Here is a 15,371-nt window from a genome sequence, read left to right on the forward strand (position 1 = left end):
TTCTCAAGGAACGGACACTTCCTTCGGACCGCCTTCCAGCGGGCCCTCCGGGCGCTTCGTTCTTTCGTGTTCCCAGCTTACCAGATGTTTTCCGCCCCGTTTCCGGCGCTTCGTTCATCCAACTCGCTGGTGTCTTCTGCGGCTTTATGCCCCGTCCGACGTTTCAAACTCTAGCCGACCCCTGCTCCGAAAAGCGAATCAGCCGCAATCCAATAAAACGAGCACGCCGAATAGGAACCAAGCCGCGACAAGACGCGACCCGGCCCGAACCAGGAGGTGGTGTTTCAAGAGGATTGGCCGCCCCGGGACCGTCCGCGCCGATGCGTGTCCGGTGCTCCCTGCCGAGCGACTGGGAGACAGTACCCCCTATTCAGTGCCCGAAACAAACGCCCAGCCCGGGACCGCCCGGGTCTACCCCTGCGAGCCCCTGCCAGCCCCTCCCGACCTCTACCGACCCGCCACAACGCCCCCGGTCACGGCGTCAGGTCGCAGCACCGTTGGCAGCCGTCCGGGCGAGGCGCAGTTGTTCCTCCTCCACGATCAGCGCGGCCAGCGACTGCTCCGAGACGTCGACCGCTTCAGGAGTCGATTCGGCCACGTCACTGCGGCGCGCGTAGTCGTCGAACAACTGGCTCTTCGCGCGAAGGATCTCCACCATCCGCTGGTCGACGCTGTCCACGGCCAGCAAGCGGTGCACCTGCACACGCCGGACCTGGCCCATGCGATGGGCTCTGGCTATCGCCTGGCTCTCCATGGTGGGCTTCACCTGGGGCTCACAGAGAATGACGACCGACGCCGCCTGGATGTTCAGTCCCACACCGCCGGCCTGGATCTGGCTCAGCAGCACCGCATGGCCCTGCACGGCGGCGAACTCGTCCACCACGTCCTGCCGTCGGACAGCGTCCAGGCCTCCGTCGATCGGGCCGAAGGCACGCTGCCCCAGAGCGTCCTGGACGACCCGCAGGACATCTCGGAAGTACGAGAAGACAACGACCTTCAACCCGTTCTCCGCAGCCTCGTCGACGACCTCCATCAGCCGCAGCAGCTTTGCCGACCCTTCCGGGTCCGCGTACGCGGCACGGCGCATGGCCATGAAGTTCCCCTCGGCGACCGCCGAGCGGTAGGCGACGAGATCGGACGCCGACAGTTCCTCCCATTCGTCGACATGAACGACGTCGGGGAGCTCCGTCAGGACGTCCCGCTGGTTGCGGCGCAGGTAGGCCGGTGCCACTGCCTTGCGAAACGACGTCGGCCCTGCGGCGGCCGAACTGCTGTGGATTCCGGGCAGAAGATCAGGCTGCAGATAGCGGACCAGGTTCCGGAACTCCTCCACCCGGTTCTCCATCGGGGTGCCGGTGAGGAACAGGACGCGGTCGACGCGGGCGGTCCACTCTGCCACCGCCTGCGAGCGCTTCGTGCTGTGGTTCTTGACGTAGTGGGCCTCGTCCACCACGACCATGCCGACCGTGACGTCCTCCGGGACCTCCAGGCGACGCAGTCCGTCGAAGGTCACGACGGCGACACCTCCGCTGCGGAGCCATTCGGTGCGCGCCGCTTCCCGCTCCTGGCCGTGGAATCGGAACGCCCTCAACGTGCTGCGCGACTCGATCTCCCTGATCCAGTTGATGAGGACGCTCGCCGGGCAGACGACGAGGAAGTGTGCGCTCCCGTGCGCCCGCAGATGCGCGAGCGCGGCAATCGCCTGGATCGTCTTCCCGAGGCCCATCTCATCGCCGATGATCACCCGCTTCTGGGCGAGGGCGAAGCGGGCTCCGAACGCCTGGTAACCACGGAGCGGGACCGTGCACCGGGTGTCGTCCAGCGGCTCGGCCCGGACCCGGTCCGACAGGCTCTCCGGGAGGAAGCCCTCGGAGGCGGTGAGCCCGTCGGAGCCGGATCCGGCGAACTCGCCCAGGACGCCGTAGAACTCGGCCGAGCGGACTTCGAACTCCGCCCAGGCCTCGATGTCCGTGGCCGGTGGGCGGAGGAGGTCCACCGAGGCCTGGGCGAAGAGCATGGACGTTCCTCGGCCCTCCGTCTCCGCGAGCAGGGCGTCCAACCGATCGACCGCGGCGAATGCCTCCTGCCGGCGCTGCCGCCCGGCGAACAGGCCTCTCACAACGCCCCGGGCCGGCTGGGCGGCGGCGATCAGGGCGGCGGCCTCGCCGGCGACACGCTCCGCCAGCTCCCTGGCCCGTCTCGCATCGGGCCCGGCGGCGACCAGCCGTTGGAGTGCGACGACCAGCGCGGTGCCCGCCGCGTCCTGGTGGTCGACGTCCAGCCGGATCGCCACGGCCTGCTCGGCGGCCCGGGCGATCTGCCCGGCGGCGGCGATGGCCTGGAGAGCGCTCTGGGCTCCGATTCCGGGCAGCAGTTGGAGCGTGTAGGGCGTGGCGTCCACCACCTGCCGCACGGTCCTGATTCCGGCGGCCTCCAACGCGCCGACGCGCAGACGCCCCTCGGTGACGTCCTTCAGCCGGGCCACCGGAATGCCGTCCAGTTCGTCGCGGACCAGCTGGCCCCGCAGACCGGCCGCGGCCTGGCGCACGTGCTCGACAGCACCCTGGTGATCGTCGACGACCGCGCGGGCGACCGCATGGAGCCGCTCCCCGTCCGCCAGCACGACCTTGGGCTTCCGGACGGCGCGCTGCCTCTCTCCCACCTACGGCTCCTGTCCCGACTCGACCCTGCGGCACCCTCTCCGGGCGTCCACATGATTCCATCCAGGCACCGCCGACCGCCCCGGATTCCCGACCACACCCCCGGCCGCCCGACGGCCCGGCGGAGTCTCCGGGCCGGGGGCGCCCGGGCGTCCGTCTCGATCGACGGCGGTCACCCTGCCGTCAGCCGGCGGTCACAGCGCTGCCAGGGCCGTCTCCAGGTCGTCCAGGCCCAGGGAGCCCTGTCGCAGGGCCTTCATGTGCCAGCGCTTGAGGTCGAAGTCGGCGCCCAGCCGGCGGCGGGCCGCCTCGCGGCCGGCCAGCCAGGCGCGCTCGCCGAGTTTGTAGCCGATGGCCTGGCCGGGCCAGCCGAGGTAGCGGACGATCTCACTGTGCAGGTGGGCGGGCGCCAGACCGACGTAGTCGGCCATGAAGGCGGTGGCCAGCTCCGGGGTCCAGCGCTCGCCCGGGTGGAACGGGGAGCCCGCCGGAATGACGCTCTCCAGGTGCATGCCGAGGTCGACGATGACGCGGGCGACCCGCATCATCTGCTTGCCGAGGTAGCCGAGGCGGCGTCCGGGATCGGTGAGGAAGCCGAGCTCGTCCATCAGCCGCTCCGCGTACAGGGCCCAGCCCTCCACGTTGGCGCTGATCTTGCCGAGGGTGACCTGGTAGCGGGACAGCTGCTCCGCCGCCGCGGTCCAGGAGGCGAGCTGCAGATGGTGCCCGGGGACACCCTCGTGGTACCAGGTGCTGACCAGGCGCCAGGTGCGGAACCGCTCCTGCGCGTCGCCGTTGGCCGGCGGGAGGAAGGTCCGGCCCGGGCGGGCGAAGTCGAGGCTCGGTCCGCTGTAGTAGGGCGCGGCGGCGCTGCCGGCCGGGGCGATCCTGGTCTCGACCCGGCGCAGCGGGCCGGTGATGTCGAAGTGGCGCCCGTCGAGTGCCTCGATCGCGTCGTCCGTGATCTGCTGCAGCCAGCCGCGCATCTGCTCGGCGCCGTGCACGGTGTGTCCGTGCTCGTCCAGGTGGGCCCGGGCTTCCCGGACGGTGGCGCCGGGCAGCACCCGTTCGGCCTCTGTGCGCAGCTCGGCCCAGACCCGGTGGAACTCCTCCCAGGCCCAGTCGTAGGTCTCGTCCAGGTCCAGGTCGGCGCCGGTGTACCGGCGGGCCCCGAGCAGGTAGCGCTCGCGGCCGACGGCGTCCGGCGTGCCTTCCGCAGCGGACCGGTAGCTGTCGCGGAGCCAGTCCCGGAACGCGGCCACGGCGGCGGTCGCCTCGTTCGCGGCGGTGTCCAGTTCGGGGCGGAGCCGCTGCGGCGCGGGGGCGACGAACTCGGCGAACCAGCCGGGGCCCCCGGCCGTCTCGCCGGTCCACGCGGTGAGCTGCGCGCACAGCACGTCGGCCTGGCGGGGCGCGGCGAGCAGTTTGCGGGCGACGCCCTCCGCCAGCGTGGCCTGGTAACCGTCCAGCGCGGCGGGCAGGTTGCGCAGTCGGCCCAGGACCGGGGCCCAGTCGTCGTCGGTGGCGGTGGGCATCATCGTGAAGATGCCCCGGAGCTGGTGCACCGGCGTGTGCAGGTTCCGCACGGCGCGGAAGTTCTCGCCGGCCTCGTGCACCCGCACCTCGGCGTGGAGCCGCTCGCGCAGCAGCCGCGCGCACACGAGCTCCGCCGGATCCCCGTCGGGCCCGGCCTCGGGGACGGCGTCCAGACGCGCCAGCGCCTCCCGCGCGAGCCGGACCGTCTCCTCGACGCCGTCCGGCGACAGGTCGGGCATCCGGTCGTCGCCCGGAGCCAGGCCCAGGGACGTGGAGGTGACGGGATCGTGTGCGGCGACCCGGGCCACGTAGTCGTCGGCGATCTGTCGTGGAGTCATCGTCAGCTCCTTCGGTCGGCGATCGGTCGCGGTACCAGGCGTAGGAGGCCTTCGGGGTGCGCCGCTGCGCCACGAAGTCGCTACGCCGCGAAGTCACTGCGCCACGAAGTCACCGCGCCGCGAAGTCGCTGCGCCGCGACGTCGACGTGGACGATTCCGGAGCGCCGGCGGAAGGCCTCAGGCCGTCGAACACGTCGTGATTGTAGCCAGGGTCCGCCCTCCCGCCCCGGACAGCCGCCAAGTCCGCACCGCAGCAGACGGGTTGGGCCACGACCGGGCAGGGCGAGCCGGCCGCCCCCTCCGGTGCGCAGTGGCGCTGATCACAGCAGGTTTCGCGCAGTCGGCGAAATGCGGGGGCCATCCGGGTTGTTTGCACAGGCAACCAATTCCGCCCCGGCGCACTCCACCGGTACCCACGAGGGATCCCATGACCGTCACCGAGCCCGCAGCCTCCCGCGCGGCCGAAATCCTGTCCCGGCCCGTCACGCTCAACGGGCTGACCGTTCCCAACCGCATCGCGATGGCGCCGATGACGCGCAGGTTCTCCCCGGGCGGCGTGCCCGGCGAGGACGTGCGCTCGTACTACGGCCGCCGGGCCGCCGCGGGCGTCGGCCTGATCATCACCGAGGGGACGTACGTCGGCCACGAGTCCGCCGGCCAGAGTGACGACATCCCGCGCTTCCACGGCGAGGAGCAGTTGGCCGGGTGGGCCCGCGTCGCCGAGGACGTCCACGCGGCGGGCGGCACCATCGTGCCGCAGCTCTGGCACATCGGCATGGTGCGCCAGCAGGGCGACCCGCCGTTCGCCGACGCGCCCGCCGTCGGCCCGTCCGGGATCCGGCTGGACGGCACCGAGGGAACGGGCCGGGCGATGACCCGGACCGATCTGGACGCCGTCATCGGCGCGTTCGCCGAGGCCGCCACGGCCGCCGAGCGGATCGGCTTCGACGGCGTCGAGCTGCACGGCGCCCACGGCTACCTGCTCGACCAGTTCCTGTGGGCGGGCACCAACCGCCGCACCGACGCCTACGGCGGCGACCCGGTGGCCCGGACGAAGTTCACGGCCGAGCTCGTCGCCGCGGTGCGAGCGGCCGTCTCCCCGGAGTTCCCGGTGATCTTCCGCTACTCGCAGTGGAAGTCCGAGAACTACGAGGCCCGCCTCGCCGAGACCCCCGAGGAGCTGGAGGCGATCCTCACCCCGCTCGCCGAGGCCGGCGTCGACGCCTTCCACGCCTCGACCCGCCGCTACTGGGTCCCCGAGTTCGACGGCTCGGACCTCAACCTGGCGGGCTGGACCAAGAAGCTCACCGGCCGCCCCGCCATCACCGTCGGCTCGGTCGGCCTCGACGGCGACTTCGTCGGCGCCTTCAGGGGCGAGGGCTCCCCGGTCCAGGCCATCGACAACCTGCTCGACCGGCTGGAGCGCGACGAGTTCGACCTGGTCGCCGTCGGCCGCGCCCTCCTCCAGGACCCGCAGTGGGCCGCCAAGGTCCTCTCCGGCCGCCACGCCGACCTGCGCCCCTACGACGCCGACGCGCTCCGCACCCTCAGCTGACCACCACCCCCCGAGGACCCGGCCGCGCGGCAGGTGCAGCGGCAAGTACGGCGGGGCCGGGTCCCTTCGGACTCCCGCAGGACCGCTCCGGCAGAACGAGGTGTCAACAAGCTTGCGTGAGCGGTGATTTCGGACGAAGTCGACACGGACGAGGCCGTGACGCCGGTGGTGGCCCTCGGCCTGCTGCCCCCACTGCCCTGCGCAGTGGCCCGTACGGCCTTATGGTGAAGAAAGGCCCCCCGGATGGACCCCTGAGCAGCCTGCCGACGTACGGCGACGACTTCCCGGAGGAGCGCCGATCATCTTCCCGGAGGAGCGCTGATCATGAGTACCTATCGAGTGGCACAGGCGACCGCCCCGGGCGGTGCGCTCCACCCGGCCGAGCGAGAGGTGCCGCAGCCGGGACCCGGCCACGTGAGGATCGCCGTGGAGGCGTGCGGCGTCTGCCACTCCGACACACTCTTCGTGAACGCGGCGCTACCGGGCGTGTCGTTCCCCGTGGTGCCCGGACACGAGATCGCCGGGCACATCGAGGAGTTCGGCGAGGGCACTCGGGACCGTGGATGGCAGATCGGCGACCGGGTGGCGGTCGGCTGGTTCGGCGGCAGCTGCGGCCACTGCAAGCCGTGCCGCCAGGGCGACTTCATCGTGTGCCGGAACCTGAAGGTCCCGGGATGGACGTATGACGGGGGCTTCGCCGAGAAGGTGATCGCGCCTGCCGACGCACTGGCCCGGATCCCCGACGAACTGGCGGCGGGCGATGCCGGGCCGATGGCCTGCGCGGGCGTGACCACGTACAACGGGTTGCGGCGCAGCACCGCCCGGCCCGGCGATCTGGTCGCAGTGCTCGGGCTCGGCGGGCTCGGGCACCTCGGGGTTCAGTACGCGGTCGCGATGGGCTTCGAGACGGTGGCGATCGCCCGGGGAGCCGAGAAGGCCGGCTTCGCCGAGCAACTGGGCGCCCACCACTACGTCGACAGCACCGCCGGCACCCCGGTCGCCGAGGCGCTGCAGTCCTTCGGCGGCGCCAGGGCCGTGCTGGCCACTGCCGGGAACTCCGAGGCCATCGCGTCCACGCTGGACGGCCTGGCCCCGCGCGGGGAGCTGGTGGTGATCGGGGCGGACGCAGCTCCGATGGCGATCAGTCCGGCCGGACTGCTCATGGGTGCCAACGTCGTCCGGGGCCACCCGTCCGGCACCGCGCAGGACGTGGAGGACACGATGGCGTTCAGCGCCCTGCACGGCATCCGCCCGATGACCGAGACCGTGCCGCTGGACCACGCCGAGGAGGCGTACCAGAAGATGCTCGCCGGGAAGGCCCGCTTCCGGATGGTGCTCACCACCGGCTGACCCCGCTCGGCCACGCCCCCCTGGCTAGGCGGTCCCACTACGGGCCTCCCCCGGCTACTCGATCATGGGCCAGGCCATCGAGGCACTCGGCTGCAGCGACTGCTCGGCCCAGATGATCTTGCCCCAGGGGGTGTAGCGCACGCCCCAGCGCTCGGCGAGCCGGGCGACGAGGAACAGGCCGCGGCCCCCCTCGTCCTCGGCGGCCGCGTAGCGCAGGTGCGGGGCGGTGCTGCTGGTGTCGGCGACCTCGCAGATCAGCGTGCGGTCGTACAGCAGCCGCACCTTGATCGGTTCGGTCCCGTGGCGAATGGCATTGGTCACCAGCTCGCTGAGCACCAGCTCGGTGACGAACACGGCCTCCTCAAGGCCCCACTCGGTGAGCTGTCGGGTCGCCTCGGCCCGCGCCCGGCCCACGGCCTCGGGGGTCGCGGCCACTTCCCACTCGCTGGTCCGATCGGGTGCCAGCACCTGGGTGCGGGCGACGAGCAGGGCGATGTCGTCGGTCTGGCGGACGGGCAGCAGGGCGTCGAGCACGGCGTCGCAGACCTCCTGGGGCGACCGGTCGGCGCGGCCCAGGGTGGCGGTGAGGACGTCCAGGCCGACTCCGATGTCGCGGGTGCGGTCCTCGATGAGGCCGTCGGTGTAGAGGACCAGGTTGCTGCCCTGGGGCACCCGTACCTCCGTGGCCTCGAAGGGCATCCCGCCCAGGCCGAGCGGCGGACCGGCGGGAAGGCTGAGGACCTCCACCGTGCCGTCCGGGTGGACGAGGGCGGGCGGCGGGTGGCCCGCCCGGGCCAGGGCGCAGGTGGCGGTGGTGGGGTCGTAGATGGCGTAGAGGCAGGTGGCGCCGGTGATCGCGAGCTCGCCCTCGGCTGCCGCCGTCTCCTGGTCGATGTGGGCGACCAGTTCGTCCAGGTGCCCGAGGAGCTCGTCCGGCGGCAGGTCGAGGGTGGAGAAGTTCTGGACCGCGGTGCGCAGGCGGCCCATGGTCGCGGCCGCGTGCAGGCCGTGGCCGACCACGTCCCCGACGACGAGCGCGACCCGGGTGCCCGACAGCGGGATGACGTCGAACCAGTCGCCGCCGACCCCCGCCTGGGCGGGGAGGTAGCGGTAGGCGATGTCGAGGGCGCTCTGCTCGGGCAGCGCGCGCGGCAACAGGCTGTGCTGAAGGGTGACGGCCATCATGTGCTCGCGCGTGTAGCGGCGGGCGTTGTCGATGGACACGGCGGCCCGGGCGGCCAGCTCCTCGGCCAGGGACAGGTCCTCCTCCTCGAAGGGACCTCTGTCACGGCTGCGCCAGAAGCAGGCGATGCCCATCAGCACACCCCGTGCCGACAGCGGAACGGCGATCAGCGATGCCAGGCCGAACTCCAGCACCGCCTGCGTACGCTCGGTGTCCTGCATGCGCCAGCCGGCGTCGGTCGCCAGCTCGGTGACCAGCGTGGGACGCCCCCCGACGAAACCCGCCGCCTGCGGGGTGCCCCGGTCCCACCTGACCAGCTCCCCTCGGGGGTACAGCGGCGAATCGTCCCGGGCGCCCGCGAGCGCCACCCGCTGCAGCTCCACCGGGGCATCGACCACCAGCACCCGTGGTTCCTCGCCGTCCAGGACCGCTTCGGCGAGGTCGACAGTGGCGTAGTCGCAGAATTCGTGGGCGGCCGTCCGGACGAGCTCCTCCGCGGTGCGCCGGACGTCCAGGGTCGTGCCGATGGCCAGGCTCGCTTCGTACAGCAGCCTGAGCCGGCTGCGGGCGACCTCCGCCCTCCCCGCGAGGGCGCGCAGTTCGGTGGAGTCGCGCAGGGTGGTGACGCTGCCCGACGGTCCTCCCCCGCTGTCGGTGGGGCGGCTGTTGACGGCCAGCAGGCGGTCTCCGACGGGGAGCACCTCGTCGGTGACCGCACGGTCGGAGAGCAGCAGTTCGGCCGTGCGGGGGGCGAGGCCGAGGTCGGCGACGGTGCACCCCTCCACGTCGGGCGGCAGGTCGAGCAGGCGGCGCGCCTCGTCGTTGGCGAGCAGGACCCGGCCGTCGCCGCTGACGATGGCCACGCCCTCGCGCACCGCGTGCAGCACCGCGTCGTGGTGCTCGTACATCCGGGTCATCTCTTCCGGCCCCAGGCCGCGCGTCTGCCGCAGCAGACGCCTGCCCACCAGCGCCGTGCCGGCCGTGGCCAGGCCCAGCGCCAAGGCGCCGACGCCCAGGACGACCGGCAGCTGGCGGTTGAACGCGCTGCTCACGTTGGAGACCTTCATCCCGGACGAGACGATGCCCACGACCGCCCCGTGGGAGTCCTCCACCGGGACGACCACCTGGTACTCGGAGCCGAGTGGGCCGTTCACGTCCTCGACGGTGACCTGGCCGTGCAGCGACGGCCCGATGGTGCCGATGAACATCTTGCCGATCAGCTCCGGATCGGGGTGGGTGTAGCGGATGCCGTTGCGGTCGGTCACCACGATGAAGTCGACCCCGGCAGCCGTGCGGGCCGCTTCGGTCAGCGGCTGGAGCACCGCGCTGGGGTCGGGGCCCTGCATCGTCGCCACCAGACCGGGACCGTGGGCGAACGCCTGGGCCGCGGCGAGCGTGCGGCCGTGCGCCGCTTCGAACCGGTCGCTGCGGGACTGGACCAGCAGCACGACGACGGCCGTCACCACGAGCAACAGCACGATCAGCACCTGCAGGACGAACATCTGACCGGCGACACTCCGGATGCTCATCACCGACCACAGGCGATGCGCCGACTGCTCCCGCGGGGCTGAGCGTGGGTGTCGCCGCTCACGACGGCTACCCGATCGACGCAGGGGCAGCCAGGAGGAGCGGCCCGTGTCTCTGGCCATACACCCATGATCCACCGCACCCCGGTCACGAGCGGGCCACACTACGCTGATGGGGGCGAAGCGCAGGTGGCAGCGTGTCCCACCGCAGCACCGAACGGCTCACCCGCCCCGCGGCCGGCCGGCCCTCACCGTTCCTCTCCTCCCTCTCCTCCCTCTCCTCTCGTCTCGTCTCCTCTCCTCTCGTCTCCTCCACGACCGAACAGTCCTCGGCGCGGATGTCAGGCGGGGGACGGGGAGGTGTGGAACTGGCGGGTGAGGTAGTTGGACCAGGTCTGGTGGAAGGTGGTGGCGAGTCGGGAGTGGGGGGCGATGAGGTCGAAGGCGTGGTAGGCGCCGGGGTAGAGGTGGAATTCGACCGGGACGCCGTGGGCCCGCAGGCGGGTGGCGTAGTCGAGGTTCTCGTCGCGGAAGCAGTCGAGGTCGCCGACGGTGATGAAGGTGGGTGGCAGGGCGCTGAGGTCGGTGGTGCGGGAGGGGGCGGAGTAGGGGCAGACGTCGTCGGTGCCGGCGCGGTCGCCCAGGATCGCCTGCCAGGCGAGGAGGTTGGTCGAGCGGTCCCAGATGCCGATGTCGGTGATCTCGTGGCTCGATGCGGTGCGGTTGCGGTCGTCGAGCATCGGATACGTGAGGGATTGGAACAGGGGTGTCACGCCGCCGCGGTCGCGGATCAGGAGGGTCGTGGCCGCCGCGACGCCTCCGCCGCCGCTCTGGCCCGCGATGCCGATGCGGGTGCCGTCCAGGCCCAGGGCGTCCGCCTCGCGGCCGAGCCACTGGTAGGCGGTGAAGCCGTCCTCGGCGGCGCCGGGAGCGGGTGTCTCGGGGGCGAGCCGGTAGTCGACCACGGCGACGGCGCAGCCGAGGCTCGCGCCCAGCCGGGTGAGCCACGGGTCGTCCTGGGCGGCGAAGCCGAGGACCTGTCCGCCGCCGTGGAACCAGAGCAGGACCGGCAGAGGTCCGGGCGCTCCGGTGGGGCGCAGAAGGCGGATCGGTACGTCGGGGCCGTCCGTTCGGCGCGCGAGGTGCGTCTCGATGGTGACCGACGGATCGCCGGGCTGGGCTTCGGCGGCGGCCTCGGCCTGGGCGCGGAACGCCGCGCGCGTTGCGGCGAGGTCCGTCAGGTCGAACGCGCCGTTGGGGGTCATGGGGACCGCGTCGAGGGCCAGGCTCAGTTCCTGGTCCATCAGTTGACGGGATGCGGGCATGGCCGTTCCTGCTTTCGGGGGGAGGTGTTTCGAGGGGGCCGGGGGGAGGCGCTTCAGGGGCGGAACGAGTCGATGACGACCACGCCGGTGGGTCCGTACGTCTCCAGGGACTCCAGGACCTCGCTCGCCTCGTGGAGGCCGACGGTGCGCGAGACGATGCGGCCGGGGTCGAGGCGGCCGGCGGCGATCATGTTCAGCATCGTGCCGAAGCGCTGGCCCTGCATACCGAAGGCACTCAGGAACTCCAGCTCCTTGACCATCATGACGTCGACCGGCAGCGCGACGTCCCCCTGTTCCGCAGCGGTGGTGTGTCCGAGCTGGAGGTGGCGGCCGCGAGTGCGCAGGGAGAGGACGGAGTTGCGGCAGGCGGCGGCGATGCCCACGGCGTCGACCGACACGTGGGCACCGCCGCCGGTGAGGGTCTTCACCGCTTCGGCGGGGTCATCGGTCGCCACGTTGACGGTGTGGACGGCGCCGAGCGCGCGGGCGGCGTCCAGCTTGTCGTCCGTGATGTCGATCGCGATGACGTTGGCGCCCGTCGCCGCGGCGATCTCGACCGTCGACAGCCCCATGCCGCCCCCGGCGCCGTACACCGCGACCCATTCGCCGCCGCGGACCTTCGCCTGGTCGACGACGCCGTGGAAGGCGGTCATGTAGCGGCAGGCCAGCGCGGCGACGTCCACGAAGCCGACGCCTTCCGGCACTTCGACCAGGTTGACGTCGGCGAAGCGGACCATGACGTACTCGGCGAAGGCGCCCCAGTACGACACCCCGGGCACGAGCGAGTCCACGTGCTCGCAGACGTGCTGATTGCCGCTGCGGCACATCTCGCACGCACCCTCGCCGGGGTTCATCGGGAAGATGACGCGGTCGCCCTCCTTCCACCCCCGCACCTCGCGGCCGACCTCCACGACGGTGCCGGCGAACTCGTGGCCGAGGACGAACGGGGCCTCGACACGCGGCCCGCCCGTCCAGAACTCCCCGGCCCACAGGGCCCAGTCGGTCCGGCAGATCCCGTTCGCCCCGACGCGCACGATCGCGCCGTCCGGCGGGCAGGAGGGATCGGGCACCTCGCGGATGACGAGCGGCTTGTGGAGTTCCTCGATGACTGCGGCGCGCATGGCGCGGCCTCCTCGTGCTGAAGGGCGTTGGCGGGAGTTGAGGGGAGTCGACGGGAGCAGGGAGCAACCGCCTAAAGTCCACCGGTTCAAGTGGTGGACTTTGAAGCTAGCCGCTTGCCCGGAGCCATGTCAACCGCATAAAGTGGTGGACATGGACGACAGCCGCGAGGGGCGCCAGCGCGCCAAGGCCGACTTCCGCTTCGACGACGCGCGGCTGTGCTTCGCCTTCGCCGGCACCCTGGCCGACCGCGGCGCGGACACGCCCTTCGAACGGCTCGCCCGGCCCGAGGACTTGAGCCGCTGGGCCGTCGAAAGCGACTGCACGACAGCGCCGCCGCCCTGCACCGAGGCCGACCTCGGCCGCGCCAGGCAGCTGCGTGAGGCGATCCAGCGGACCGGCCGCGCCCTGGCGGACGCCACGCCGCCCTCGCCCGAGGACATCGCGCTCGTCAACCGCACCGCCGCCGAGCCCCCCTCGACACCCGAACTCGCCCCCGACGCGACCACCGTGCGCTGGCACGGCGACGCACTCGCGGCGGTGCTCTCGATGGTCGCCCGGGATCTGATCGCCCTCTGCGCATCGGAGCACCGCACCCGCGTCCGCATCTGCGGGAACCCCGACTGCGGTGCCCCCTTCGTCGACACCTCCCGCGCGGGCGCCCGCCGCTGGTGCTCGATGAAGACCTGCGGCGCCCTCGTCAAAAAACGCGCCTACCGGGCCAGGCAACAGACACCCGCCGACGGCCCCCGGTAGCGCATCGCCGCGCGCGGCGAAATCGGCACCTACTCCTACCAGGTCCACGGAGCAGGCTGCCTCTTCATCAGCGACAACGGCACCGAGATCGACGTGGACTTCGCAGCCGACGGCAGGGAGATCTTCGATTTCTGGCGGCTGCGCCGCTATGGCCGGAGTTTGCCCGCGCCTCACGACCCCACGGAGCAGGACCTGCGGTCCGCAGTGGAATCGCTGAAGCCACCGCTGGTCGAGGTGCGGCCAGGGTGGTTCAGCGTGGCCGAGGTCAAGACTTCAGCGTGAGACCGGCGCGGTCGACGACGAGCCCGCCATTCAGCGACTGATCACGAGGTCGCAGGTCGCGGGGCCACGAACCCCCGTGCTCGCGATTGCTTCGGATTCCCGGGGTATCGCTCTCACTACTGGCTCGTTCTGAGCAGGTGTTCGGGCCGCGGTACACACGGACGGATCACGCGGCCGACCGCGCTGACGTCGAGAGTCAGGAGGGCCCGGTCTCTTCTGTCCCCGCCATCCCGCTCGCCTCTGCGATTCCCTCGACCGTCGCGCGGTCGCTCGCCCGCCGGCCCTCAGCGGCGTCAAGCCGGTCGCGCATTTCCCGCAGTCGGGCCGGGTCGGAGGCGACCTCCAGCGGTACGAGCGACATGACCTCCTTGGCCCACTCCCCGTCGCCGAGGTCGGCCACCACACGGTCGGCACGGTCCTCGTGTCCGGGTGTCAGGGCACCGATCAGGCCGAGGAGAACGAGCAGTTCGCGCTGCACCGCAGGTGTGAACAGCTCCCGCTCCTCGTCGTCCAGCTTCACCGCGATCCGCCCACCGCCGAGCTCGGCATAGCCGCGCAGGACGTCCATCAGAAGCTTGAACTGCCGCTCGGGCATCAGGACCTGGAGCGACTCGACGTAGAGCTTCAGTCGCAGCGCCGGCAGTTCCGAGGGGTTCGCATCGCCGTCCTCGTGCTCGCTGTCCGCCATCAGGGCCCTCCCTGGCGTGTCGGTCGACCGGCATCCTCACCATTCGTAGTCACCCGATGGCACGGGTGGTGAGGACAAGTGACGGCGCCTGGAGGCGGGCGGAGTTCCCATTGCCGTCAAGGATCAGACGATACTCGGAGCCAGGACGGGCGCGATCGACGGGCCGGGGGCCGCCGCGGCCCCCGGCCGAACCGCTGGCGAAGACCGTCCGACCTATCGGACACCCTGTCATCACCGCCGAGCGCGGGGTACTCGGCTACGGGTTCGCATTTCGCCAGTCGCTTCCTTCCCAGTCGCGATCCTGACTCGCACCCCTCGCGCAGCTCGCAACTAACGTCCAAATTTCGCATAATGACTTGCAATCAGGTCGCGGTACCAGGCGTAGGAGGCCTTCGGGGTGCGCTTCTGCGTCTCGAAGTCGACGTGGATGAGGCCGAAGCGCTGGTGGTAGCCCTCAACCCGTCGAACAGGCTGTCATTCTATTCGTTTCGGTGGTCTGCCAAGTCATCGAGGAGGAAATCTGCGACCACCTCCTCGACCACTGCGGTGCGCAGGTCGGCCATGGAGTCGACGAGCTCCCGGTCCCACGGGGCGGGCGTCAGGCGCCCGGGATCGGGGCCCGAGGGGACCAGGGGCGCGGCGGCCCGGTAGTCGTCGGCTGCCATCCGCCGGGGAGCGGCACCGGCCTTGGCCATCACATGGGCTGCGATGCGGATGCCATCGCCATCGAAGTCACCGTGTTAGCGCAGGGAAGCGCCGTCTTCGGCGAGTCGGCGCAGCGGGTAGATCACGGCGGTGTTGGGCCAGCCGGAGGTGCAGACCAGCGGTGGGCAGTGCGGCCGAAGCACGCAGGGCCGGCCCGAGCACGCTGGGATTCTCGGTGATGTGCACCGGTCCTGCGGGACCGGTGCAGTCACTGGGTGTACTCAGTTGGGCAAGGACCGTCAGCGGGCCCCGGGTCCCAGTCGGGAGAGCCGCCGAGAGGCCGTTGGCCCGCTCCTCGCATCGTGGCGCGGCTCGCTCGGACTCGGGGTGGACTTGGGCGGTTCCGCC

The 15,371-nt window shown here is 71.6% G+C and carries 10 protein-coding genes and 2 pseudogenes; 4 read left to right on the forward strand and 8 right to left on the reverse strand.

Going from position 1 to position 15,371, the window contains the following annotated elements:
- Nucleotides 1–481: 481 nt before the first annotated feature.
- Together ACFVHI_RS09265 and ACFVHI_RS09270 are read right to left on the reverse strand one after the other, a co-directional pair.
- Entirely contained in the window at nucleotides 482–2,662 is a 2,181-nt protein-coding gene (locus tag ACFVHI_RS09265) for a DEAD/DEAH box helicase (RefSeq protein ID WP_380337254.1), read from the reverse strand.
- A 192-nt stretch (nucleotides 2,663–2,854) separates the two neighbouring features.
- On the reverse strand, nucleotides 2,855–4,534 hold the full coding sequence (locus ACFVHI_RS09270) for a DUF885 domain-containing protein (protein WP_380337257.1): 1,680 nt from the start codon (nucleotides 4,532–4,534) through the stop codon (nucleotides 2,855–2,857).
- Nucleotides 4,535–4,961: 427 nt separating this feature from the next.
- Here ACFVHI_RS09270 and ACFVHI_RS09275 point away from each other — a divergent pair, with 427 nt between their 5' ends.
- A complete protein-coding gene (locus ACFVHI_RS09275) occupies nucleotides 4,962–6,089 on the forward strand; it encodes an NADH:flavin oxidoreductase (protein WP_380337260.1) in 1,128 nt (375 codons plus the stop codon).
- A gap of 324 nt (nucleotides 6,090–6,413) precedes the next feature.
- On the forward strand, nucleotides 6,414–7,439 hold the full coding sequence (locus ACFVHI_RS09280; RefSeq protein WP_363377150.1) for an alcohol dehydrogenase catalytic domain-containing protein: 1,026 nt from the start codon (nucleotides 6,414–6,416) through the stop codon (nucleotides 7,437–7,439).
- A gap of 54 nt (nucleotides 7,440–7,493) precedes the next feature.
- Here ACFVHI_RS09280 and ACFVHI_RS09285 read toward each other — a convergent pair whose 3' ends face one another.
- The 3 genes from ACFVHI_RS09285 to ACFVHI_RS09295 form a co-directional block, all read right to left on the reverse strand.
- On the reverse strand, nucleotides 7,494–10,151 hold the full coding sequence (locus ACFVHI_RS09285; protein ID WP_380337263.1) for a SpoIIE family protein phosphatase: 2,658 nt from the start codon (nucleotides 10,149–10,151) through the stop codon (nucleotides 7,494–7,496).
- 338 nt (nucleotides 10,152–10,489) lie between these two features.
- Nucleotides 10,490–11,473 carry an alpha/beta hydrolase gene (locus tag ACFVHI_RS09290; protein ID WP_380337266.1) on the reverse strand — a complete coding sequence of 328 codons (984 nt, stop codon included), beginning with the start codon at nucleotides 11,471–11,473 and terminating at the stop codon, nucleotides 10,490–10,492.
- Nucleotides 11,474–11,526: 53 nt separating this feature from the next.
- Nucleotides 11,527–12,594 (reverse strand): alcohol dehydrogenase catalytic domain-containing protein, encoded by a 1,068-nt coding sequence (locus tag ACFVHI_RS09295; protein ID WP_380337269.1) that lies wholly within the window; start codon nucleotides 12,592–12,594, stop codon nucleotides 11,527–11,529.
- Nucleotides 12,595–12,745: 151 nt separating this feature from the next.
- Here ACFVHI_RS09295 and ACFVHI_RS09300 point away from each other — a divergent pair, with 151 nt between their 5' ends.
- On the forward strand, nucleotides 12,746–13,348 hold the full coding sequence (locus tag ACFVHI_RS09300) for a CGNR zinc finger domain-containing protein (protein ID WP_380337272.1): 603 nt from the start codon (nucleotides 12,746–12,748) through the stop codon (nucleotides 13,346–13,348).
- A gap of 3 nt (nucleotides 13,349–13,351) precedes the next feature.
- Complete coding sequence (locus ACFVHI_RS09305; RefSeq protein WP_380337446.1) at nucleotides 13,352–13,630, forward strand: DUF6896 domain-containing protein; 279 nt, start codon at nucleotides 13,352–13,354, stop codon at nucleotides 13,628–13,630.
- Nucleotides 13,631–13,826: 196 nt separating this feature from the next.
- Here ACFVHI_RS09305 and ACFVHI_RS09310 read toward each other — a convergent pair whose 3' ends face one another.
- The 3 genes and pseudogenes from ACFVHI_RS09310 to ACFVHI_RS09320 form a co-directional block, all read right to left on the reverse strand.
- Nucleotides 13,827–14,318, reverse strand: coding sequence for a hypothetical protein (locus ACFVHI_RS09310; protein WP_063350434.1), 492 nt, complete (start codon nucleotides 14,316–14,318; stop codon nucleotides 13,827–13,829).
- 330 nt (nucleotides 14,319–14,648) lie between these two features.
- A pseudogene (locus ACFVHI_RS09315) lies at nucleotides 14,649–14,774 on the reverse strand (family 1 glycosylhydrolase); the annotation flags it as partial.
- Nucleotides 14,775–14,797: 23 nt separating this feature from the next.
- Nucleotides 14,798–15,235, reverse strand: a pseudogene (locus ACFVHI_RS09320) (DUF2399 domain-containing protein).
- Nucleotides 15,236–15,371: the final 136 nt, after the last annotated feature.

Source organism: Kitasatospora sp. NPDC127121, assembly GCF_042677305.1.
Classification (GTDB): Bacteria; Actinomycetota; Actinomycetes; order Streptomycetales; family Streptomycetaceae; genus Kitasatospora.